The sequence below is a fragment of the Jatrophihabitans sp. sgz311053 genome (assembly GCF_056135305.1).
Genome location: NZ_JBWAXP010000002.1, coordinates 1,752,382 through 1,774,000, shown reverse-complemented (window position 1 = coordinate 1,774,000; position 21,619 = coordinate 1,752,382). Strand labels below are relative to the sequence as shown.

Here is a 21,619-nt window from a genome sequence, read left to right as displayed (position 1 = left end):
CCCTACGAGGCCCGGCCGGGTCACGGGGTGCAGTACTCGCGCAGCAGCGGGACGAGTCGGGTCCGGCGTGGGACGGCGCCGACCATCCGCACCGCCCGGGAGACGGCCGGTCCGGCGGCGTGGACCACGGAGAGATGACGCTGCGCGCGGGTGAGCGCGGTGTAGACCAGCGGCCGGGACATCAGCCGTCCCGCCTCCGGCGGCAGCACCACCACGACGGCGGGGAACTCCGACCCCTGCGCCCGGTGGACGGTGATCGCCCAGCCGTGCGTGAGGTCCCCGAGGGCCTTGCCCTTGACCTCGGCCGGGCCGGAGGCGAAGGCGACCGTGACGCCACCGTCGTCGCCGACCGCCGACACCGTTCCCACCTCGCCGTTGGCGTAGCCGTTCGGCTCGGCCTCGAGGTGGTTGGCGGTGGCGACGACCCGGTCGCCGGGGTCGAACCGACGCTTGCCGCTGCCGGGATTGAGCGCGGCCTTCAGCGCCGCGTTCAGGGCCTGCGTCCCGGCGCCGCCGCGGTGGACGGGCGTCACCACCTGGACCGAGTCGGCCGGGATGGAGAGCGCCCGCGGGATCGAGTCGGTGACCAGCTGCACCACCCGGTGCGCGGCCTCCGCCGAGCCGCGGGTGGGGACGATCACGACCTCGTGCGTGGGATCGTCCACCGCGTCGAGCGTCCCGGCCCGGACCGCCGTCGCCAGCCGCGCGATAGTGCCGCCCTCGGCCTGCCGGTAGAGCGTGACCAGCTCGGTGACGGGCACGGTGCCGGAGTCGATCAGGTCGCCCAGCACCCGTCCCGGCCCGATGGAGGGCAGCTGCGCGGCGTCGCCGACGAGGACGAGGTGGGTGCCGTCGGCACAGGCGGTGAGCAGCGCGTCGGCGAGCTCGACATCGAGCATGGAGGCCTCGTCCACCACGACGAGGTCCTCGTCCAGCGGCCAGTCCTCGCCGCGGCTGAAGCCGCCGTCGAAGCTGACGCCGTCGCCCGAGGTACGCGGCTGCGCCCCGAGCAGCCGGTGCAGCGTCGAGGCGGTGGTGCCGCAGAGCTCCTCCAGCCGCTTGGCGGCGCGCCCGGTGGGGGCGGCGAGGGCCACGGTCTTGCCGGCTCCCTCGGCCAGGGTCACCAGGGTCGCGACGGTGCGGCTCTTGCCCGTGCCGGGCCCGCCGGTGAGGACGGTGACGCCGCCGGCCAGCGCCGCGGTCACCGCCGAGAGCTGCACCGCGTCCAGCGCGACCTTCTTCGGCACCGTCGCCTCGATCGGCTCGGCGGTCGCCAGCAGCCGGGCGATGCCCTGCGCGATGCCGTCCTCGGCCTCGGCGTAGCGGGCCAGACCCAGCGTCGGTTCCTCGTCCTCGGTGACGGGGTCGGCCTCGACGACCGAGGCTTCCTCGACGGCGGCCTCGACCGCCGCCTCGGCATCACCCACCCCGAAGGCGCCCAGGGCTCGGACCACGTCCTCGCGGGCGTCGACGGTGTGGCCGTCGCGGGCCTGCCCGGCCAGCACCCAGCCGACCAGCGCGCGTGCCCGGCGCGGATCGTCGCGGCTGACGCCGGGGATGACGGCACGGGCGAGCCGGTCGGCGTCGTCGGGGGTGACGCCGGTGACGGCGAGCAACCGCCACGGATCGTCGCGCAGCAGCCGCGGCGCGGGCGGACCGAAGCGGTCCACCACCCGGCCGGCGAGCCGGGCGTCCACCCCGGCCGGGGCCAGCAGCTGCGTGACCTCGTAGGCCGGTTGTGCGGCGATGAAGGCCGACAACAGCCGTCCCGCCCGTTGCGGACCGACCTTGGGCAGCGCCGTCAGCTTGGCGGCCGTGACGTCCTCGGGACCGCGGATGCCGGCGCCGGCGAGCTCGCCGGCGAGCCGGACGCCGAGTCCGGGCCAGAGTCCGGCGGCGCAGAAGGCGGCGAAGGCGTCGGCGGTGTCGGGCACGGGTCGGGTCAGCCGACAGTCTCGGGATAGTCCAGGACCGGGGCGGAGACGTCGTCCAGCGCGGTGGCGATCTCGCGGGGGAGCTCGACGTCCGCGCTGGCCAGGGCCGCCGTCAGCTGGCCGAGGGTCCGCGCCCCCAGGACGGGCGCCACCACGCCGGGACGGTCACGCAGCCAGGCCAGCGCGATGCAGACCGGCGCCGTCGCCAGCCCCTCGGCGGCGGTGGCGACGGCCTCGACGATCCCGGCCGTGGTGACCCCGTCGGTGAGCAGGTCGGGCCGGTGGCCGACGGCGGCGCGGGAGTCGGTCGGCACCCCGTTGCGGTACTTGCCGGTGAGTACGCCACCGCCCAGCGGGGACCACGGGAAGATGCCGACCCCCAGCGCCTGCGCCGCCGGCACGACCTCCCGCTCGATGCCGCGCTCGACCAGCGAGTACTTCATCTGATTGGCCACGATCGGTGCCCGGCCGGGGACGGCTGCCTGCCACGCCGCGGCCCGGCCGAGCTGCCAGCCGCAGTAGTTCGACACCCCGGCGTAGCGGACCCGGCCGCTGGCGACGGCGTGATCCAGCGCCGCCAGCGTCTCGTCGAAGGGGACGTCGGGGTCGACGGTGTGGACGTACCAGAGGTCGATCCAGTCGGTGCCGAGCTTGCGCAGCGAGTCGTCCAGCTGCCGCAGCAGCGCCCCGCGCGAGGCGTCGACGCGCCGGTCGGTGGGGGTGCGGGTGATGCCGGCCTTGGTGGCGATGGTGAGGTCCACCCGCGGGACGACGTCGGCCATGAGCTGGCCGAGGATGGTCTCGGTCTCGCCGTAGCCGTAGGACGCCGCCGTGTCGACGAGGGTGCCGCCGGCGTCGTGGAAGGCCACGAGCTGGGCGGCGGCCTCGTCGGCGTCGGTCTCGACACCCCAGGTCATCGTCCCCAGGGCCAGGTCACTGACCTTGAGCCCGCTGGCGCCCACGCTGCGTTGCTTCACGGGGGGTGAAACTACCGCTTGCCACGGTTCGCGACCGACCTGAGGGGCGCTGCGTGCGGCGTCACCGGTGACGACGCGTGCCTCGCTATGGTTGCGCGGTGCGGCTGGGACTGAACATCGGGTACTGGGGTCTTCGCGGCGACAGCTCCGACGACCTGGCCCTCGTCCGCGAGGCCGAGCGGCTGGGGTACTCGGTGGTCTGGGTCGCAGAGGCCTACGGGTCGGATGCGGTGAGCGTCCTGGCCTGGCTGGCGGCGCAGACGACCTCCATCGACGTCGGCAGCGCGATCATGCAGATCCCCGCCCGGACGCCGACCATGACGGCGATGACCGCCGCCACCATCGACACCCTGTCGCAGGGGCGGTTCCGGCTCGGCCTGGGGGTCTCGGGTCCGCAGGTCTCCGAGGGCTGGCACGGCGTCCGGTTCGCGAAGCCGTTGGCACGCACCCGTGAGTACGTCGACATCGTCCGGCTCGCCCTGGACCGCCAGCGCGTCGAGTACCACGGCGACACCTACGAGCTGCCGCTGCCGGACGGGCCGGGCAAGGCGCTGCACCTGATGCTGCACCCGGTCCGCGAGCACCTGCCGCTGTACCTGGCCAGCATCGGCCCCAAGAACCTCGAGCTCACCGGCGAGATCGCCGACGGCTGGCTGCCGGTCTTCTTCGCACCCGGCCACGCCGACGCCTCCCTGGACCACGTCCGCGCCGGTCGGGCCAAGGCGGGCAAGGAGATGGCCGGTTTCGACGTCTCGGCCACGGTGCCCGTGGTGATCGGTGACGACCTGGAGGCGTGCGCGGCGCCGGTGCGCAACTACGCCGCCCTCTACCTCGGCGGGATGGGGAGCCGGGAGCAGAACTTCTACAACGCGCTCGCCTGCCGGATGGGCTTCGAGCAGGCCGCGGCGACGGTCCAGGACCTCTACCTGGCCCGCCGGTACCAGGAGGCAGCCGCGGCCGTCCCGCTCGAGTTCATCGACGCGACGTCGCTGCTCGGGCCGGTGGAGCGGATCGCCGACCGGATGCACGCCTTCGACGAGGCCGGCGTCACCACCCTCAGCGTCGCCGCCTACGGCGAGACCCCCGACGACCAGATCACCGCCCTGCGGGGCACCGTCGAGGCATTGGAGAAAGCGGGCTTGGCCACGGCATGAACATCTTCCAGTCGATCATCCTCGGTCTGGTGCAGGGGCTGACGGAATTCCTGCCGATCTCCTCGACCGCCCACCTGCGCATCGTGCCCGCGCTGTTCGGCATGGAGTTCCACTACGGCGGCAAGACGACCGACGACCCGGGCACGGCCTTCACCGCGGTCATCCAGCTCGGCACGATGCTGGCCATCGTCGCGTACTTCTGGCGCGAGCTGCTGCACATCACCGTGGCCTGGGTCCGTGGCTTCTGGGACCGCAGCGTCCGGGGCGGCCTGGAGTACAAGATGGGCTGGTACCTCGTGCTGGCCACGGTCCCGATCGGGTTGCTGGGGCTGATCTTCCAGGACCAGATCCGCACCGGCGCTCGGAATCTGTGGGTGATCGCCTCGACGCTGATCGCGCTGGCCCTGGTGCTGCTCGTGGCCGAGAAGGTGAGCACGCGCGACCGCGGCGAGGAGCAGATCACCACCAAGGACGCCATCGTCGTCGGCTCGGCCCAGGCGCTCTCGCTCATCCCCGGAGCCTCGCGGTCGGGCACCACGATCACCGCCGGGCTGTTCCGCGGCCTCACCCGCGAGGCGGCGGCGCGGTTCTCGTTCCTGCTGTCCATCCCGGCGGTCGTGCTCTCGGGGCTCTACGAGCTCAAGGACGTCAACAGCAGCGACGGTCCGGGGCTGGGCCTCACCGGACTGGCCCTGGTCTTCGCGTTCCTCTCCGGGCTGGCCTCCATCGCCTGGCTGATGAAATGGCTGGCCAAGCACAGCACCTTCGTCTTCATCTACTACCGGATCGGCCTGGGCGTGCTGCTGATGATCCTGCTGGGCACCGGCGTCTTGCAGGCCACCTGACGTGACGACGGTGCTGCTGGTCCGCCACGGGCTGACCAAGATGACCGGTCCGGTACTGACCGGCCGGACCCCCGGCATCAGTCTGGACGAGCGGGGCGTGAAGCAGGTCGAGGCGCTGGCGCAGCGGGCGGCCGGTCTGCCGCTGACCGCGATCGTCACCAGCCCGCTGGAACGCTGCGTCGAGACCGCCACCGCGATCCGCGAGGCCCAGCCCGGCGAGCCGCAGTGGCACGTGGACGAGGGCCTCATCGAGTGCGGGTACGGGGACTGGACCGGCCGGCCCATCAAGGAGCTGCTGAAGGAGCCGCTCTGGAAGACGGTCCAAAGCCAGCCCTCGGCGGTCCGCTTCCCCAACGGCGAGGCGCTTGCCGACATGTCCGCCCGTGCGGTCGCGACGATCCGCAAGTGGGACGAGCACTTCACCACCGAGGTCGGCGAGGACGCTGTCTGGGTGGCCTGCTCCCACGGTGACGTGATCAAGGCGATCGTGGCCGACGCGCTCGGTCTGCATCTCGACCAGTACCAGCGCATCGTCCCGGATCCGGCCTCGGTGTCGGTGATCCGCTACACCGCGACCCGTCCGTACGTGGTCCGCACCAACGACACCGGTGGCGACTTGAGCGTCTTCGCGCCGCCGAAGCGACGGCGCCGTCGCAAGGCCGCCGATGCCGACGCCACCGTCGGCGGCGGCGCGGGCGGCGGCTCGGTCTGATCAGTCATTAGGCTGGAGGCATCATGCGTCAGCTGCACCTCTTCGACCGACCGACCCGCTTCGTGGCCGGCACCGTCGGCTCGCCCGGCGACCGGACCTTCTACCTGCAGGCCGTCGACGGCGCGCGGGTGGTCTCCGTGGCGCTGGAGAAACAGCAGGTCGTGGTGCTGGCCGACCGGCTGGAGCAGCTGCTCGACGAGATCGTCGAGCGCACGGGGACTGCGCTCCCGGCCGGTGAGACGGACAACGAGGCGTTGGACCAGCCGGTGGACGAGGAGTTCCGCGTCGCCGCGATGGGGCTGGCGTGGGACGGCGACAGCGGCCTGGTCGTCATCGAGGCCCAAGCTCCCGTGGACGAGCCCGAGGTGGCCGAGGAGACCCTGCTGGAGGACGTCGAGGACGGTCCGGACGCGCTGCGGGTGCTGATCGAGCCGCCGTCGGCGCGGGCCTTCGTCGCTCGCGCCCGGGCGCTGGTCTCGGCCGGACGTCCGCCGTGCCCGCTCTGTGGGCAGCCGCTGGGTGCCTCCGGGCACATCTGTGCCCGTCTCAACGGCTACCGCCGTGGCGCGTCGCTGAACTCGTGACGTGTCCGGCGACGACACCGGCGAGCTGACGCCCGCCCTGCTGCTGGCCGGTGACGGCTGCCCCGGCGTGAGCGTCGAGGCGGCGATCGAGCTGCTGACCGTCGGCGAGCTGACGATCGAGGGTCGGGTGATGGACGCCTCCAACGCCACGCTCTACTGCGGCGTCGAGGCCGGTGGCCTACGCGGAGCCTGCGTCTACAAGCCCGAGGCCGGGGAGCGGCCGCTCTGGGACTATCCGGACGGCACGCTCGCCGAGCGGGAGGTCGCGGCTTACGAGGTCTCGGCCGCGACCGGCTGGGGGATCGTGCCGCCGACGGTGTACCGAGAGGGTCCGGCCGGTCCGGGCATGGTGCAGCTCTGGGTGGACGTCGACGACGAGGTCAACATCGCCCGCTTCATGCGGCGGCGCGATCTCGAGCGACTCCGCGAGATCGCGGTCTTCGACGCGGTGATCAACAACTCCGACCGCAAGGGCAGCCACCTCCTGCCGACCCCGGACGGCCGTGTCTTCGGCATCGACCACGGCGTCTCCTTCTCCGTCGAGGACAAGCTGCGCACCGTGCTGTGGCAGTGGGCCGGGGCCCGGTTGCCCACGCCCTGCCGCGACGTCCTCGGCCGGCTGCAGGAGGCGCTGGACGGTCCGCTGGGGGAGCGGCTGGGCGAGCTACTCACGCAGCGGGAGGTACGCCAGACCCGGCAGCGGGTCCGTCGGCTGCTCGGTTCGGGACGCCACCCCGAACCGTCGGGGGACTGGCCGGCCGTCCCCTGGCCGCCGGTCTGATCCGGCAGCGATACCGTGGCAGGCATGGATGCCTGGCCGAGCCCTGCCGTTCCCGAGCTCCCCGGCACCGGCCCGGCGCTGCGGCTGCACGACACCGCGACCGGCACCGTGAGGGAGACCTCACCCGGCGAGACGGCGCGCATGTACGTCTGCGGGATCACCCCGTACGACGCCACCCACCTCGGCCACGCCGCCACGTACCTGGCGTTCGACCTGGTGCAGCGGGTGTGGCGTGATGCCGGCCACCGGGTGCACTACGTCCAGAACGTCACCGACATCGACGACCCGCTGCTGGAGCGCGCCGGACAGACGGGGGAGTCCTGGGAAGGACTCGCGGCTCGCGAGACCCAGCTGTTCCGCGACGACATGACCGCGCTGCGCGTGCTGCCGCCGGATCAGTACATCGGGGCCGTCGAGGCCATCCCGGACATCGCGAAGGCCATCGCGTCACTGCTCGACCGTGGCCTCGCCTACCGCCTCGAGGACGGTACCGGCGACGTCTACTTCCCGGTCGCCGCCGCGCCCGGTTTCGGTGACGAGTCGAACTACGACCGCGAGACGATGCTGCGGCTCTTCGCCGAGCGCGGCGGCGATCCCGAGCGGCCCGGCAAGAAGGACGCTCTCGACTCGCTGCTGTGGCGTGGTGAACGGCCCGGCGAGCCCGCCTGGGAGAGTCCGCTGGGCCGGGGCCGGCCCGGCTGGCACATCGAGTGCAGCGTCATCGCGCTTGATCGCCTCGGCATGGGGATCGACGTCCAGGGTGGCGGCTCGGACCTGGTCTTCCCGCATCACGAGCATTCGGCGGCCCACGCCGAGGCGCTGACCGGCGAGGCGCCGTTCGCCCGGCACTACGTGCACGCCGGCATGATCGGGCTCGACGGCGAGAAGATGAGCAAGTCGCGCGGCAACCTGGTGCTCGTCTCGAAGCTCCGCGCCGCCCACATCGACCCGATGGCGGTGCGGCTCGCGCTGCTGGACGGCCACTACCGCGCAGACCGTGAGTGGACCGGCGGCCGGCTGCCCGCCGCCGAGGCACGACTCGCCCGCTGGCGTCTGGCCGTCGCCGCCGACTCGGCCCCGTCGGCCGACAAGCTGCTCGCCGAGGTCCGCGCCGCCCTGGCCGACGACCTGGACACGGTGAGCGCGGTCGCCGCCGTCGACCGCTGGGTCGAGGCGGCTGCGGCTGCTACCGGCGGCGCGGCAGCGACCGGCGGAGCGGCGGTCGGCAGTGGCGCGGCGGTCGGCGGTGGCGCGGCAGCGGACGCCGGTGACCCGCTCGCGCCGGGCCTGGTGCGCGACGTGGTCGACGCGTTGCTGGGCATCGCGCTCTAACCGGGGGCACCGCGCTCCGAGCGGGAGCGCCTGCGGGCTGACCGGTCGGCTCAGCCGCGACTCCGGCGATTGCAGCTGGTCCGAGCCGGGCCACCCACCCTCTTTTCGTCCCCGTGTTCTGCACCCGGATTCGGGTGCAGAACACGGGAAGGAAAAAGGGACGACGGTACCGGTCGGTCGCGTTGTCCACAGGTCCATCGCGACACCGCCGGGACGGGGCCGGATGCGGCAGGCTGCCCGAATGCCGAAGAAGCCGTCCGAGAAGACGTCCTTCCGGCGGGACGATCGCTGCGCGGCGTCATGCCGGGCCGCCCACCCCTCTCTCGCCCCCCGTGTTCTGCACCCGGATTCGGGTGCAGAACACGGGAAGGAAAAAGGACGGCCGGTACCGGTCGATCGCGTTGTCCACAGGTCCATCGCGAGACCGCCGGGTCGGGGCCGGATGCGGCAGGCTGCCCGAATGCTGAAGAAGCCGTCCGAGGAGACGCCCTACCCGGCGGGACGGTGGCTGCGCGCGTTCCGGCGTCACGCCGGGCTGAGCCAGCGCGAGCTGGCGGCCGCGAGCAGCGTGGCGGTCTCTACGATCGCGGCGGTCGAGGCGGGCCGGCGGGTGCCGGGCCTCGTGCTGTTCGAACGAATCGCCCGATCGGCCGGGCTCCGGCTCGTGGTCGTGGATAGTGACGGGAGCCCGCTGGAGCTCGACGATGCGCACGACCGCATCCGTGATCGCGGCGCCCGCCATTTCCCCGCGCACTTGAAGTGGAGCACGTTGCCGCCGTATCTGACGGTCCGAGGGCCGAACTGGTGGGGCTGGGAGCACCTGCGGTGGGAGGTCCCGGGCACGGTGGAACTCCCCAGCCATGTCTACTGGCAGCGTCTCCGTCCGCCCCGTGAGGGGGAGTGGCGTGAGCACCCGTGGCGGGGCGACTACCAGGCCCGTGTGCGGCCCACGCCGGACCCGACCGCGCCGGACCCGACCCCGCCGGACCTGATTACGCCGCCAGAGACTGCGGTGTGAACGGCGGTGCGGACCACCGATCAGTCGCGACCCAGCGAGGGACCGCCGGAGCCACCGCCGGCGTGACCACCGCCCCGATCCCGGCGGCGCAGGTAGCGCTCGAACTCGCGGGCGATGGCGTCGCCGGAGGCTTGGGTCATCTCGTCGCGATCGATCTCGTCGTCGCGTTCCTCGAGGTTGCGGATGTACTCGACGACCTCGTCGTCCTCGGCGGCCATCTCGTCCACCAGCTTCTGCCATTCGTCGGCCTGCTCCGGCAGCTGGGCGAGGGGGATCGGGACGTCGAGCACCTCCTCGACCCCGTTCAGCAGCGCGAGCGTCGCCTTCGGGTTCGGGGGCTGCGACACGTAGTGCGGCACGCCGGCCCAGTACGAGATGGACGGGATCCCCGCACGGACACAGGCGTCCTGCAGCACCCCGACGATGCCCGTCGGCCCCTCGTAGCGGGAACGTTCCAGGCCGTAACGGGCTGCGGACTCCGGGTCGTAGGCACTGCCGGTCACCGAGGTCGGTCTGGTGTGGGGTGTGTCCGACAGCAGCGCGCCGAGGGTCACCACCATCCGAATGTCCAGCTCCGTGATCACCTCGAGCAGCTCGGCGCAGAAGGCGCGCCACCGCATGTTCGGTTCGATGCCGTGCATGAGCACGAGATCGAAGGCGGCCCCCGGCGGGCGACAGTACGAGAGCCGGGTCGTGGGCCAGTCGACGCGGCGCGAGAGCCCGTCCACCATCGACATTGTGGGGCGATTCACCTGGAAGTCGTAGTACTCGTCGGGATCCAGCTCGGCGAGCGGCACCGCGTCCCAGACGAGCTGCAGGTGCTCGATGGCCCCGCTGGCGGCGTCGCCCGCGTCGTTCCAGCCCTCGAAGGCCGCGACCAGGACCGGATCGACGAGCTCCGGCCAACCGGCCGGATCCGGGGGAGTCACCACGCGCACCCGCTGCGGTCGGCTCGGCCAAAGCGATCGGTCATGCGTTCCACCCTACGACCGGGCCACATCGAGCCGGTTTAGACAGGCCCGATGTGCGCCCAAGTGACACACTGGATGACGGCTCGACCCCGCGACACAGCCCGAAAAGACAGAGGACGACTTAGTGCCGGACACCACCCAGCAGGCAGCCCCGTCGACGAACCCGCCGCAGCATCGCCCTGACGCGACCGCGGCGCTCACCGAGGTGCTGCGGCAGCGCCTGGTCGTCCTCGACGGCGCCATGGGCACGGCGATCCAGCGCGACCGTCCCGACGAGGCCGGCTACCGCGGCGAACGCTTCGCCGACTGGCCCAGCGACGTCCAGGGCAACAACGACCTGCTGTCGCTGACGCAGCCGCAGATCATCCGCGACATCCACCTGGAGTATCTCGAGGCCGGCGCGGACATCATCGAGACCAACACCTTCAACGCGCAGGTCATCTCGCTGGCCGACTACGGCATGCAGGAGCTCGCCTACGAGCTCAACGTCGCCTCGGCCCGGCTGGCTCGCGACGCCGCCGACGAGATGACCGCGCGCACCCCCGACCGGCCGCGTTACGTCGCCGGTGCCATCGGCCCCCTCAACCGCACCGGGTCGATCTCCCCGGACGTCAACGACCCCGGCGCCCGCAACATCGACTTCGACACGATGGTCGCCGCCTACAAGGAGCAGGCCCAGGGCCTGGTCGACGGCGGCGCCGACATCATCATGATCGAGACGATCTTCGACACGCTGAACTGCAAGGCCGCGATCTTCGCCGTCGAGACGCTCTTCGAAGAGCAGGGCCGCCGCTGGCCGGTCGTCATCTCCGGCACCATCACCGACGCCTCCGGACGTACCCTCACCGGCCAGGTCACCGAGGCGTTTTGGAACTCGGTGCGCCACGTGCGCCCCCTCATCGTCGGCCTCAACTGCTCCCTCGGCGCCGAGGAGCTGCGGCCCTACGTCGCCGAGCTCTCCCGCATCGCCGACTGCTTCGTCCACGCCTACCCCAACGCCGGCCTGCCCAACGCCTTCGGCGAGTACGACGAGGAGCCCGACCAGACCGCGGGGTTCGTGGCCGAGTTCGCCGAGGCCGGACTGATCAACATGGCCGGGGGCTGCTGCGGCACCACCCCCGCGCACATCGCCGCGATCGCTCGGCGCATCGAGGGGCTGGCGCCGCGAGTGCCACCGGCGATCGCGCCGGCGCTGCGGCTCTCGGGTCTCGAGCCGCTGACGATCGACGCCGACTCGCTCTTCGTCAACGTCGGCGAGCGCACCAACATCACCGGTTCGGCGAAGTTCCGCAACCTGATCAAGGACGGCGACTACAACACCGCCCTGTCGGTGGCGCGGCAGCAGGTCGAGAACGGCGCCCAGGTCATCGACATCAACATGGACGAGGGCATGATCGACGGCTTCGCCGCGATGCAGCGCTTCCTGCGTCTTGTCGGCTCCGAGCCCGACATCTGCCGGGTCCCGATCATGATCGACTCGTCGAAGTGGGACGTGATCGAGGAGGGCCTGAAGAACGTCCAGGGCAAGTCGATCGTCAATTCGATCTCGCTGAAGGAGGGCAAGGAGCCCTTCGTCGAGCACGCCCGGCTCTGCCGCAAGTACGGCGCGGCCGTGGTCGTCATGGCCTTCGACGAGGACGGCCAGGCCGACAACCTGCAGCGGCGCAAGGACATCTGCCAGCGGGCCTACGACATCCTCGTCGACGAGGTCGGCTTCCCGGCCGAGGACATCATCTTCGACCCGAACGTCTTCGCCGTCGCCACCGGCATCGAGGAGCACGCCAACTACGGCGTCGACTTCATCGAGGGCGTCCGGTGGATCACCGAGAACCTGCCGCACGCCAAGACCTCGGGCGGCATCTCCAACGTCTCCTTCTCCTTCCGCGGCAACAACGCCGTCCGCGAGGCCATCCACGCCGTCTTCCTCTTCCACGCCATCAAGGCCGGGCTGACCATGGGCATCGTCAACGCCGGTGCCCTCGTGGTCTACGACCAGGTGGACGAGCGGCTGCGCGAGCGCATCGAGGACGTCATCCTCAACCGCCGCGAGGACGCCGGCGAGCGGCTGCTGGAGATCGCCGCCGAGTTCGCCGGCAGCGGCCAGCAGCGGGAGGCCGCGAGCGAGGAGTGGCGCGAGCTGCCCGTCGGCGAGCGGATCACGCACGCGCTGGTCAAGGGCATCGACGCTCACGTCGAGGACGACACCGAGGAGCTGCGGCAGGAGATCGCCGACCGCGGCGGTCGCCCGCTGGAGGTCATCGAGGGCCCCCTGATGGACGGCATGAACGTCGTCGGCGACCTCTTCGGCGCCGGCAAGATGTTCCTGCCGCAGGTGGTGAAGTCCGCCCGGGTGATGAAGAAGGCCGTGGCCTACCTGATCCCGTTCATCGAGGCCGAGAAGTCACCCGACGACCAGGGGCGCAGCAACGGCAAGGTCATCATGGCCACCGTCAAGGGCGACGTCCACGACATCGGCAAGAACATCGTCGGCGTGGTGCTGCAGTGCAACAACTACGACGTCGTGGACCTCGGCGTCATGGTGCCGGCGCAGAAGATCATCGACGCGGCCAAGGAGCACGACGCCGACGTCATCGGACTCTCCGGGCTCATCACGCCGTCGCTGGACGAGATGGTCAACTTCGCCACGGAGATGGAGCGGCAGGGCTTCGACATCCCGCTGCTCATCGGCGGCGCCACCACGTCCCGCGCGCACACCGCGGTGAAGGTGGACCGGAAGTACCACGGCCCCGTCGTCTGGGTGAAGGACGCCTCGCGATCGGTGCCGGTGGTCGCCTCGCTGCTGTCGGACGAGCGGCGCCCCCAGCTGCTCGAGGACCTGCAGGCCGACTACGACTCGCTGCGGGAGCGGCACGAGGCGCGGCAGAACCAGAAGGTCATCCTGCCGATCGGGACGGTCCGCGACGACCGGACGCCCATCGAGTGGGAGGGTTACCGGCCGACCCGGCCGCATCTGATCGTGCAGCAGGCCCGTGACCTGCACACCGACGACCGTCACCCGTCGGGGACGCCCACGCAGTTCGTCCGGGTCTTCAAGGACTACGACCTCGCAGAACTGCGCAAATACATCGACTGGCAGCCCTTCTTCAACGCCTGGGAGATGAAGGGCAAGTACCCCGACATCCTCAACAACCCCACCACCGGGGAGACGGCCCGCAAGCTCTGGGACGACGCGCAGCAGATGCTCGACCGCATCGTGGCCGAACGCTGGCTCACCGCCAGCGGCGTCATCGGGCTCTTCCCCGCCAATGCCGTCGACTTCGACGACATCGAGGTCTACACGACCGAGAAGCGCGACGAGGTGCTCACCACCCTGCACATGCTGCGGCAGCAGACCGAGCACCGGCCGGGCGTCCCGCATCGGTCCCTGGCCGACTTCGTCGCCCCGGCCTCGACCGGGATCAAGGACTATGTCGGCGCCTTCGCCGTCACGGCCGGGTTGGGCAGCCAGGCCAAGGTCGAGGAGTTCAAGGCCGCGCTGGACGACTACAGCGCAATCCTGCTCGAATCACTGGCCGATCGGCTCGCCGAGGCCTTCGCCGAGCGGATGCACCAGCGGGTGCGCCACGAGTTCTGGGGTTACGCCGCCGGCGAGAAGCTCAGCAACGACGAGCTCATCGCCGAGAAGTACCAGGGCATCCGCCCGGCGCCGGGTTATCCCGCCTGCCCCGAGCACACTGAGAAGCAGACGCTGTGGCGGCTGCTGGACGTCGAGGCCAACGTCGGCATCGAGCTCACCGAGAGCATGGCCATGTGGCCCGGCGCCTCGGTCAGCGGCTGGTACTTCTCGCACCCGCAGTCGCAGTACTTCGTCCTCGGCCGGGTCGGCCGCGACCAGGTCGAGGACTACGCCAAGCGCAAGGGCTGGACCGTGGGTGAGGCCGAGCGCTGGCTCTCACCCAACCTCGGCTACCGCACCGACGACGAGTAGACGCTCGGCGAGCAGGTCGAAGGTGGTGGGGCGTCCGAGGAGGAAGCCCTGCACCCGCTCGACGCCGAGCGCCATGAGCAGGGCCAGCTGCTCCTCGGTCTCCACACCCTCGGCGATGAGCGGCTTGCCCAGCGATCGGGCCAGCGACACGATCGAGCGGACCACCGTCAGCCCGTTCGGGGTCTCGATGCGGCGGACGAAGGACTGGTCGAGCTTGAGGACGTCGACCGGCAGGTCGGCCAGCGCGCCGAGCGAGCTGTAGGAGCTGCCGAAGTCGTCCAGTGCGATGCGCAGGCCGTGGTCGCGCAGCTCCTGCAGCACCGCGACGGCCCGTCCGAGATCAGCCATCACCGCGGTCTCGGTGATCTCGAGGGTGATGCAGCCCGGTGGGCGGCTCGCCACGGCGGTGAGGATGTCGGTGACGACCCCCTCGTCGGCCAGCTGCAGCGGGGAGACGTTCACCGCCACCGGCACCCCGAGGCGTTCCTGGTCGGCCGCTGCCAGCTGCAGGACGCGGCGCCCCACGTCGATGATGTGGCCGTGCTGCTCGGCGGCCGGAATCCACGCCGACGGCGCGACGATGACACCGTGGCGGCGCCACCGGGCGAGTGCCTCGACGCTGATCACGCGGCGGGTGCCGGGTGAGACGATGGGCTGGTAGCGCAGCTCGATCTCGTCCCGCTCGACGGCGTGGGCGAGCTCGCGGCTGAGGGCGACGAGCGAGCGGACCTCCTCGGCCTCGTTGCCCACGTAGATCGTGCTGCCGTCCCGCGGGGCGCGCTGCAGGGCGGCCGAGGCGTCGCGTAGCAGCGAGTCGGCCGTCGCTCCCGGCCGGGCGACGATGCCCCCCAGCTTCAACCGGATCGCGTCGTCGCTGACCGCGTCCCGCAGCGTGCGGCGCACCTCGGCCATGCGATTGCGCAGGAAACCCTCCGGGTCCACCCCGGCCGGGACGTGGTCGGCTACGGCGAGGGTGTCGTCCGACGAGCGGGCCAAGATCGTGCGTGGTCGGCGCAGCCGGTCCATGGCGGTCGCCGCGCCGCCGAGGATGCCGCGCATGCCGTCCGGTCCGTCGACGGCGACGAGGGCACCCAGACCGTCGAGCCGGCACAGCTGGAGCACCAGCGTCGGCCGCGGTGAGGCGGCGAGGTCGTCGGCCATACGGTCGAGCAGGCCGGGCGCACCGAGCAGTCCGGTGATCTCGTCGTAGCGCGCACCGCGGGCGGCCTTGGCCTCGCTGCCGGCCCGGTCGGCCGCGGTGATGAGCAGCCGCAGCAGGGACTCGGTGAACTGCCGGGCTGCCCGATCCTGCGGGACGCCGAGGGCCACCGCACGGAACCGTCGACCGGAGACCCGGACCGCAGGTTCGGTCGAGGTGGGCTGCGGGTGCAGCCGGTCACGCTCGCCGACGGCGACGACGATGTCACCCGAGACCCCGCCGGAGACCCCGCCGGAGAATTCGGCCCGCAGCGTGCGCTGGACGCGCTGGCGCAGCGCGTCCACCGAGTCGCTCACCGCGGCCTGACTGATCGTGACGATGGTCTCCTGGCGGCGGGCGAAGACGTCGCGGCTGCGGGCGGTCCGCAGCAGGGCGCGGCCGGCCAGCACCAGGGTGGCCGTGCCGCCGGGCAGCACGCTGACGGTGAAGAGCTGCTGGTCCACGAGCGCGTCGTGGTTGACGAGGGTGAAGATCTCCACGGCGGCGAGGACCAGGCCCGTGGCGGCGACGGCGCCGCGCAGCCTGGGCCGGCGCTTCGCCTGCCGGTGCACGATCACGCCGAGGGCGAGGACGCCGAGGCTGTAGGCCGCCGTCACGAAGGCCAGCGGACCGTAGTGGGGGAACCCGTCGGCGTCGGTGCCGTCCACGATCAGGCCGGTGGTCCAGCTCACCACCGTCTGCCCGAGCAGCACACCGACCAGGGTCCATCGCAGCCACCGCACCCGCAGTTCCGGCATGACCCGGGCCGCGGCCTGGACGGCGGTGAGGGTGGCCAGGCCGTAGGCCGCGCTGCGGGCGTAAGCGGCGACCACGGTCCAGTCGTCGGACGGCCGTCCGAGCACGACTGCGCCCGAGCCGAGGGTCACGGTCATGGCCAGACCGAGCAGGCCCAGCCAGAAGAACGACCGCATCGAGCGATCGAAGAGCCAGATGCCGAGACAGGCCGCGGCCCCGAAGAGGATGACGCCGCCCAGCGCGCTGTCGATGATGACCAGCACTTCCCAGGTTTCGAGCATGGCTACGGGGCCCTTCCTCGACCCGCGCGGCTCCCCAGGCCTGCGAACTTGACCGACGCTTCACAGGAGTGTGACGCAAAGATCGGCCTGCGTCTCCCTCGGACGCGCGATACGAAGCAAGTGTTGCGCAATGAGAGTGGGCCCGGCCGGACATCGTCCGGCCGGGCCCTGAGTCTCGGAGAAGGGTCCCCCCGGAACCGCGACTCCGCGGGCGCTTCACTACCCCCGTATGCGGAGCGCCTCGTTCGCAGTGTCAGCTGCGATAGGTCATGTCTACCCGAGCAGCCGTGTGAAGGCCGTAGCCCGAGTTTCACGCTGTGCGCACGGTCGGCTCTGTTGGGTGACGGTCGACGAAGGCACTGTTACCGGGGACACCGTGTTCAGGCCATGTTCGCGACATAGCGCTTAGATCGGACGCCGAGCATGATCACGCACCGTGCCCGGGGCGGTGCACGCGTGTGAACCGACTCACGACGCGACCCGCAACCGGGGATTCGCACAGCGACGACCGGGGCCGCGACGGGCAGAATCCCAGCCATGAACGCGGCGTCGTCGGCCTTGAAGCGCATCGGCCTGGAAGTGCTCGGCTGGTTGCTCGTCCTCGGCGGCATCGCCGCGTTGATCCTGCCGGGGCCGGGACTGCTGATGATCGTCGGCGGGTTGGCGCTGCTGTCCCAGCAGTACGACTGGGCGCAGCGCCGCTTGGAGCCGGTGAAGCGCCGGGCCCTGCAGACCGCGGCGGACGGCGTCGAGACCTGGCCGCGCATCCTCGGCTCGAGCCTCGGTGCGGCGATCCTCATCGCGCTGGGTGTGCTGTGGGGTCTGCAGCCGGACGTCCCCGGCTGGTGGCCGTTCGCGGAGTCCTGGTGGCTGCCGGGCGGTTGGGGCACCGGGACGTCGCTGATCATCTCCGGCCTCGTCGCCGGTGCGCTGATCATCTACAGCGTCCGGAACTTCCGCGAGATCAAAGCCACCGACCCGACGCCCTGATCTGCGGTGTCACATGTGTCGCCAGTACGGTCAGTGCCATGAACCTGAACGTCACGTCGGAGGTCGCGGGCGACACCGCGACGGTGCTCGTCGAGGGGTCGGTCGATGTCGCCAGTCGTAGCCGGCTCACCGACGCTGTCCAGATCGTGCTCGCCGACGGCATCACCACGGTGGTCGCCGACCTCTCCGGCGTGACCTTCATGGACTCCACCGGCATCGGAGCGCTCGTGGAGATCGCCGGTGCCCTCGACGACGTGGACGGCACCTTCCGGGTGACCCGGCCGTCCCGCCCGGTGGCGCGACTGCTGGAGGTCTCCGGCCTCTCCGAGCAGTGGAGCGCGGGTCCCGCTGCCTGATCAATGCCGTCTCGCGGCGGTGCTGTTCGACATGGACGGCACGCTGCTGGACTCCGAGAAGATCTGGGACATCGCGCTCCACGAGCTGGCGGCGTCCCTCGGCGGCACACTCTCGCCCGAGACGCGTATCGCCATGGTCGGGTCCAACATGGCCCACTCGGTCGCCCTGCTGCACCGCGACGTCGGGGTCGAGGCAGACCCGGTCACCAGCGCACGCTTCCTCAACAGCCGGACCTTCGAGCTCTTCGGCACCGAGCTGACGTGGCGCCCCGGTGCCCCGGAGCTGTTGGCCGCCGTCCGGGCCGCGGGGTTGCCGGCCGCGCTGGTGACCTCCACCCAGCGGACCCTGGTCGAACGGGCCCTCGACACACTCGGCCGGGAGAACTTCGCGGCCACCGTCTGCGGCGACGAGGTGCGCGAGCCGAAACCGGCGCCGGAGTCCTACCTGCGGGCGGCGGAGCTGCTCGGGGTCCCGATCGGCGCCTGCGTCGCCGTGGAGGACTCACCGACGGGTGTCGCTGCGGCGCAGGCCGCGGGCTGCGCCGTGCTCGCCGTGCCGAGTGAGGTGCCGCTGGAGCCAGCGCCGGGGCGGACGATTCGCGAGTCGCTGGTCGGGCTCACGGTCGCTGACCTGGCCGCGCTGCTGCCGGCCTGAGCCCGGTGGCCGGGCGTGCTCGCTCGGGCTCGGAACCGCCGCGGTCGGCGTCGCCGGAGATCTGGACGCGGTCGAGTCGGCGGTGTCGCCGCTGGTCTACGCCGGGGGGTCCCGCGGATCGGTCACGACGGCGGGGGGCCGGTACGGCGGCGGGGTCCCGCCGAAGGCCGGACAGAGCGCGGCAAAGCTGCACCAGTCGCACGCCCGGCCCGGGCTCGGGGGGAAATCCCCGTCGGGCAGCGCCCGCTTGATCGCCGCCCAGATCGCCAGCACCGTCCCCTCGAAACGCGCCAGCTCGTCCGGCTCGGGACGGTAGCTCAGCGTCTCGGCGTCGGTGAGGTAGATGAGCCGCAGCTGCCGGGGCACGACGCCGCGGGTCCGCCACAGTAGCAGCGCGTAGAACTTCAGCTGGAACAGCGCCGCCCCCTCGCCCGCCTGCCCGGGGGAGGAGCCGGTCTTGTAGTCCACGATGCGCAGCGCGCCGTCGGTGGCGCCGTCCAGCCGATCGAGGACGCCGCGCAGCCGCACGTCGCCGACGACGACCTCGACGTACTGCTCACGGCGGACGGGCTCCAGCCGAGCCGGATCCTCCAGCCGGAAGTAGTTGTCCAGCAGGGCCTCGGCGCTGGCCAGCCACGTCGTCTCGTCCTGCTGCCCGGTGGTGGTCGACGCCGCGAAGAGCTGGTCGAGTGCGGGCTCGTCGAGGCGCAACCGGGACCAGGCCGCGGGGATCATCGCGATGGCGGCCGCCGGTGTCCGCTCGGCGGCGGGGAGATCGAAGAGGTTCTCCAGCACGGCGTGAACGAGCGTGCCGCGCACCGCGGCCGGTGACGGCTTCTCGGGGAGCCGGTCGATCGTCCGCAGCCGGTACTGCAGTGGGCAGGACTTGAAGTCGGCCGCCCGGGACGGCGACAGCGAGCCCAGGACGGGCAGTGGCGCGACCCGCTCGCGGGGCTCGGCGCCGGGGAGGGCGCCGGGGATCGCACCGACTGTCATGGCGTCACCGTAGGCGCGAGGTCCGACACGGTTGACGTCCCCGGCGGCTGCTCAGATGGTGCCGAAGCGCTTCAGCGGCCAGAAGATGAGCCACGCCCGACCGATGACGGAGGAGACCTTGATCGGCCCGAAGGCGCGGCTGTCCTCGGAGTTGCAGCGGTTGTCGCCCATGACGAACAGATCCCCGTCGGGGACGGTCCAGCGGCTGGTCCGCGTCAGCGGCCGCGTCGGGTTGGCGCCGCAGGCGGGGTTCAGGTAGTCCTCGGTGAGCTTGAGGTTGTTGACGAAGACGGCGCCGTTGCGCAGTGCGACGGTGTCACCGCCGACGGCGATGACGCGCTTGATCAGCACGTCGTCGGCCACGGCGGCGGTCGGCGGCTTGGAGAAGACCACGATGTCGCTCGTGCGCGGATCGTGCAGGCGGTAGCTGACCTTGTCCACGAGGATCCGGTCGTCGTTGCAACCCGGGCAGCCGTGCAGCGTCGGCTCCATGGAGGCCGACGGGATGTAGTACGGCGCGACGACGAACTCGCGCAGCCCCACGGCGGCGAGCAGGGCGATGAGGGCGATGACGGCCAGGCGCAGCAGGCCCCGGCCGCGGCGGCGCAGGAACGCCACCGCCGGCGCCGGTCCGGTCCGTGCCGGCTTCGCCGGCCGAGCCGTCTCCGCGGAGCTGCCGGATGCAGCGGTGCCGTCCGGGCCAGCGGTGCCGTGCGGGGTGCTGGCCGACGTGGCCGGGGTGGCAGGGGTGACGGCCGCGGCCGCGGTCCCGGACGTCACGGCCTTCCGGCCGCGGCGCTCCCGCCGCGACCGGCGCTCGGGTTCGTCGTCGCCCGGTTGGGGCTCGGAGGCGGCGAGGAAGCGGCTGAGGTCCGGGTCCTGGCCGGCGGGACGGCCGGCTGCTGCGCCGTCGCCTCCCGCCTCCGGCGCGGACGTCGCCGGGTCACCGACCGGGCGGGGCCGTGGCGCGGGCCGTGGTGAGGCGGCGGAGGTCGGTTCCGAGGCAGCACGTGCCGGAGCAGCACTCGTCGCGGGGACTTCAACCGGCGCAGGAGCCGTGGCGGGGGGCGTCGCACCGGGGGCGGTCGCAGCGGCAGCGGTGTCGGCGCCGGGCGGAGCCGGCGACTCAGCCGTGGTGCTTCGCGGGCGGGGACGAGGCCGGTGGGTGGGGCGGGCGGGAGTCGGGTCGTTCGACACGGAGGTGGTCTCGGGCTCTCGCTCGTGCTCGGCGTCGAGCGGTGGCTGCGGCTCGGCGGAGTCCGATCCGGACGGGACGGCGGTGGTGCTGGCGATCGCGGTGGCGGTGTCGGTGTCGGTGGTGCTGTCAGCGCGGCTCTCGTTCCGGCTCTTGCGGCCGAAGAACCGGCCGGGGCGCCGGGGCGAGGACCCCTTCGCCGCCGGTCCGTCCGCTGCCGGATCCGGCACCGGAACGCCTGTGACGGCGCCGTCGGACGAGGAGTCCGCGTCGGTCGCGGTGTCGTCGCTCGGCGCCTCGTTCGGATCCCAGGTCGCCGCGCCCTTGATGTCCAGGTCGATCGGCTCGGTGAGCCAGGGCGGGGGATCGGCGGCAGGTCCGGTGGTGACGACGGGCGGTGTCCGGGTGGCCTCCCGGGCGGGCGCTCGGCCATCCGTCCCGGCGTCGGGCTCGGCGACAACCTCGGCTGCAACCCCGGCATTAACCCCGGCTTCGGGCACGCCTGCCGTCTCGGCTGCGGGCTCGAGGTCCGTCTCGGACGCGCGTCGGCCGGCGAGTTCTCCGGCGAGCGGACCGAGCACCGTCTCGGGATTGCCGCGGGGCGCGGCGCCACCACTGCTGCCCGGCGGTCGCGGCGGTTCGATGGGCCGACGCTGCCACGGCCGGTTCGGACGCAGTGACCCGTCAGCCGCGCCGTCGCCGGTGGCTGCCGCGTCACCGGAGGGCAGTTGCGGCGGCGCGGGTGCGGAGCCGGCGCCATCGGCCCAGGGCCGGGCCGGACGCAGCACCTCGCCGGCGCGCTCGTCGTCGTCCTGGTCCGCGCGACGCGCGGAGTTCGCCGACGTCGCCCGCCTTGCGGCGATCCGGGCCTCGATGCGGGCACGCAGCTCTGCCTCGTGCGCCTCGTCCGGCCCGTCGCTCACGGTCCGTACCGT

General features: G+C 72.1%; 17 protein-coding genes. 11 read left to right on the top strand and 6 right to left on the bottom strand.

The genetic code is table 11. From position 1 onward, the window contains the following. Window positions 1-20 precede the first annotated feature (20 nt). Both AC0NZQ_RS17275 and AC0NZQ_RS17270 read right to left on the bottom strand, forming a co-directional pair. On the bottom strand, window positions 21-1,934 hold the full coding sequence (locus tag AC0NZQ_RS17275) for an AAA family ATPase (protein ID WP_474531227.1): 1,914 nt from the start codon (window positions 1,932-1,934) through the stop codon (window positions 21-23). A gap of 8 nt (window positions 1,935-1,942) precedes the next feature. After that, the gene (locus AC0NZQ_RS17270; protein WP_474531225.1) at window positions 1,943-2,911 is read right to left on the bottom strand and encodes an aldo/keto reductase; all 969 of its coding nucleotides are present in this window, start codon (window positions 2,909-2,911) and stop codon (window positions 1,943-1,945) included. A 98-nt stretch (window positions 2,912-3,009) separates the two neighbouring features. Here AC0NZQ_RS17270 and AC0NZQ_RS17265 point away from each other — a divergent pair, with 98 nt between their 5' ends. The 7 genes from AC0NZQ_RS17265 (at window position 3,010) to AC0NZQ_RS17235 (ending at window position 9,337) form a co-directional block, all read left to right on the top strand. Further along, entirely contained in the window at window positions 3,010-4,065 is a 1,056-nt protein-coding gene (locus AC0NZQ_RS17265; RefSeq protein ID WP_474531223.1) for an LLM class F420-dependent oxidoreductase, read from the top strand. Then, window positions 4,062-4,910, top strand: coding sequence for an undecaprenyl-diphosphate phosphatase (locus tag AC0NZQ_RS17260; RefSeq protein WP_474531221.1), 849 nt, complete (start codon window positions 4,062-4,064; stop codon window positions 4,908-4,910). The genes AC0NZQ_RS17265 and AC0NZQ_RS17260 overlap by 4 nt, the downstream gene beginning before the upstream one ends. Window position 4,911: 1 nt before the next feature. Then, complete coding sequence (locus AC0NZQ_RS17255) at window positions 4,912-5,622, top strand: histidine phosphatase family protein (RefSeq protein WP_474531220.1); 711 nt, start codon at window positions 4,912-4,914, stop codon at window positions 5,620-5,622. A gap of 20 nt (window positions 5,623-5,642) precedes the next feature. After that, window positions 5,643-6,206, top strand: coding sequence for a DUF3090 domain-containing protein (locus AC0NZQ_RS17250; RefSeq protein WP_474531439.1), 564 nt, complete (start codon window positions 5,643-5,645; stop codon window positions 6,204-6,206). A 1-nt stretch (window position 6,207) separates the two neighbouring features. After that, complete coding sequence (locus tag AC0NZQ_RS17245) at window positions 6,208-6,987, top strand: SCO1664 family protein (RefSeq protein WP_474531219.1); 780 nt, start codon at window positions 6,208-6,210, stop codon at window positions 6,985-6,987. A 24-nt stretch (window positions 6,988-7,011) separates the two neighbouring features. After that, the gene (mshC, locus tag AC0NZQ_RS17240) at window positions 7,012-8,319 is read left to right on the top strand and encodes a cysteine--1-D-myo-inosityl 2-amino-2-deoxy-alpha-D-glucopyranoside ligase (protein WP_474531218.1); all 1,308 of its coding nucleotides are present in this window, start codon (window positions 7,012-7,014) and stop codon (window positions 8,317-8,319) included. Window positions 8,320-8,779: 460 nt separating this feature from the next. Beyond that, window positions 8,780-9,337: a helix-turn-helix transcriptional regulator gene (locus tag AC0NZQ_RS17235; RefSeq protein ID WP_474531217.1), complete on the top strand. Its 558-nt coding sequence runs from the start codon at window positions 8,780-8,782 to the stop codon at window positions 9,335-9,337. A 20-nt stretch (window positions 9,338-9,357) separates the two neighbouring features. Here the strand turns inward: AC0NZQ_RS17235 and AC0NZQ_RS17230 are convergent, their stop codons facing one another. Beyond that, a complete protein-coding gene (locus tag AC0NZQ_RS17230; protein ID WP_474531216.1) occupies window positions 9,358-10,266 on the bottom strand; it encodes a PAC2 family protein in 909 nt (302 codons plus the stop codon). A 166-nt stretch (window positions 10,267-10,432) separates the two neighbouring features. Here AC0NZQ_RS17230 and metH point away from each other — a divergent pair, with 166 nt between their 5' ends. Beyond that, window positions 10,433-14,257: a methionine synthase gene (metH, locus tag AC0NZQ_RS17225; RefSeq protein ID WP_474531215.1), complete on the top strand. Its 3,825-nt coding sequence runs from the start codon at window positions 10,433-10,435 to the stop codon at window positions 14,255-14,257. On the opposite strand, the gene AC0NZQ_RS17220 is transcribed toward metH, so the two are convergent. After that, window positions 14,222-16,492, bottom strand: coding sequence for an EAL domain-containing protein (locus tag AC0NZQ_RS17220; RefSeq protein ID WP_474531214.1), 2,271 nt, complete (start codon window positions 16,490-16,492; stop codon window positions 14,222-14,224). The genes metH and AC0NZQ_RS17220 overlap by 36 nt on opposite strands. Window positions 16,493-17,029: 537 nt before the next feature. Between AC0NZQ_RS17220 and AC0NZQ_RS17215 the strand changes: the two genes are divergently transcribed. Genes AC0NZQ_RS17215 through AC0NZQ_RS17205 form a run of 3 tightly spaced genes read left to right on the top strand, consistent with a single transcriptional unit; the run spans window position 17,030 to window position 18,493 of the window. Further along, window positions 17,030-17,482, top strand: coding sequence for a PGPGW domain-containing protein (locus AC0NZQ_RS17215; protein WP_474531213.1), 453 nt, complete (start codon window positions 17,030-17,032; stop codon window positions 17,480-17,482). Between the two features lie 38 nt (window positions 17,483-17,520). Then, a complete protein-coding gene (locus AC0NZQ_RS17210; RefSeq protein WP_474531212.1) occupies window positions 17,521-17,838 on the top strand; it encodes an STAS domain-containing protein in 318 nt (105 codons plus the stop codon). Window positions 17,839-17,857: 19 nt separating this feature from the next. Next, window positions 17,858-18,493 (top strand): HAD family hydrolase, encoded by a 636-nt coding sequence (locus AC0NZQ_RS17205; RefSeq protein WP_474531211.1) that lies wholly within the window; start codon window positions 17,858-17,860, stop codon window positions 18,491-18,493. A 96-nt stretch (window positions 18,494-18,589) separates the two neighbouring features. Here AC0NZQ_RS17205 and AC0NZQ_RS17200 read toward each other — a convergent pair whose 3' ends face one another. Both AC0NZQ_RS17200 and lepB read right to left on the bottom strand, forming a co-directional pair. Further along, window positions 18,590-19,489 (bottom strand): RecB family exonuclease, encoded by a 900-nt coding sequence (locus AC0NZQ_RS17200; RefSeq protein ID WP_474531210.1) that lies wholly within the window; start codon window positions 19,487-19,489, stop codon window positions 18,590-18,592. A 51-nt stretch (window positions 19,490-19,540) separates the two neighbouring features. Further along, window positions 19,541-21,607, bottom strand: a complete 2,067-nt coding sequence (gene lepB / locus AC0NZQ_RS17195) for a signal peptidase I (RefSeq protein WP_474531209.1) — start codon at window positions 21,605-21,607, stop codon at window positions 19,541-19,543. Window positions 21,608-21,619: the final 12 nt, after the last annotated feature.

Excerpts from the sequence above, each read along its gene's own strand:
- AC0NZQ_RS17200 (WP_474531210.1), bottom strand. The coding sequence starts at position 19,489 with ATGACAGTCGGTGCGATCCCCGGCGCCCTCCCCGGCGCCGAGCCCCGC.
- mshC (WP_474531218.1), top strand. The coding sequence starts at position 7,012 with ATGGATGCCTGGCCGAGCCCTGCCGTTCCCGAGCTCCCCGGCACCGGC.
- AC0NZQ_RS17220 (WP_474531214.1), bottom strand. The coding sequence starts at position 16,492 with ATGCTCGAAACCTGGGAAGTGCTGGTCATCATCGACAGCGCGCTGGGC.
- AC0NZQ_RS17235 (WP_474531217.1), top strand. The coding sequence starts at position 8,780 with ATGCTGAAGAAGCCGTCCGAGGAGACGCCCTACCCGGCGGGACGGTGG.
- AC0NZQ_RS17210 (WP_474531212.1), top strand. The coding sequence starts at position 17,521 with ATGAACCTGAACGTCACGTCGGAGGTCGCGGGCGACACCGCGACGGTG.
- AC0NZQ_RS17215 (WP_474531213.1), top strand. The coding sequence starts at position 17,030 with ATGAACGCGGCGTCGTCGGCCTTGAAGCGCATCGGCCTGGAAGTGCTC.
- AC0NZQ_RS17260 (WP_474531221.1), top strand. The coding sequence starts at position 4,062 with ATGAACATCTTCCAGTCGATCATCCTCGGTCTGGTGCAGGGGCTGACG.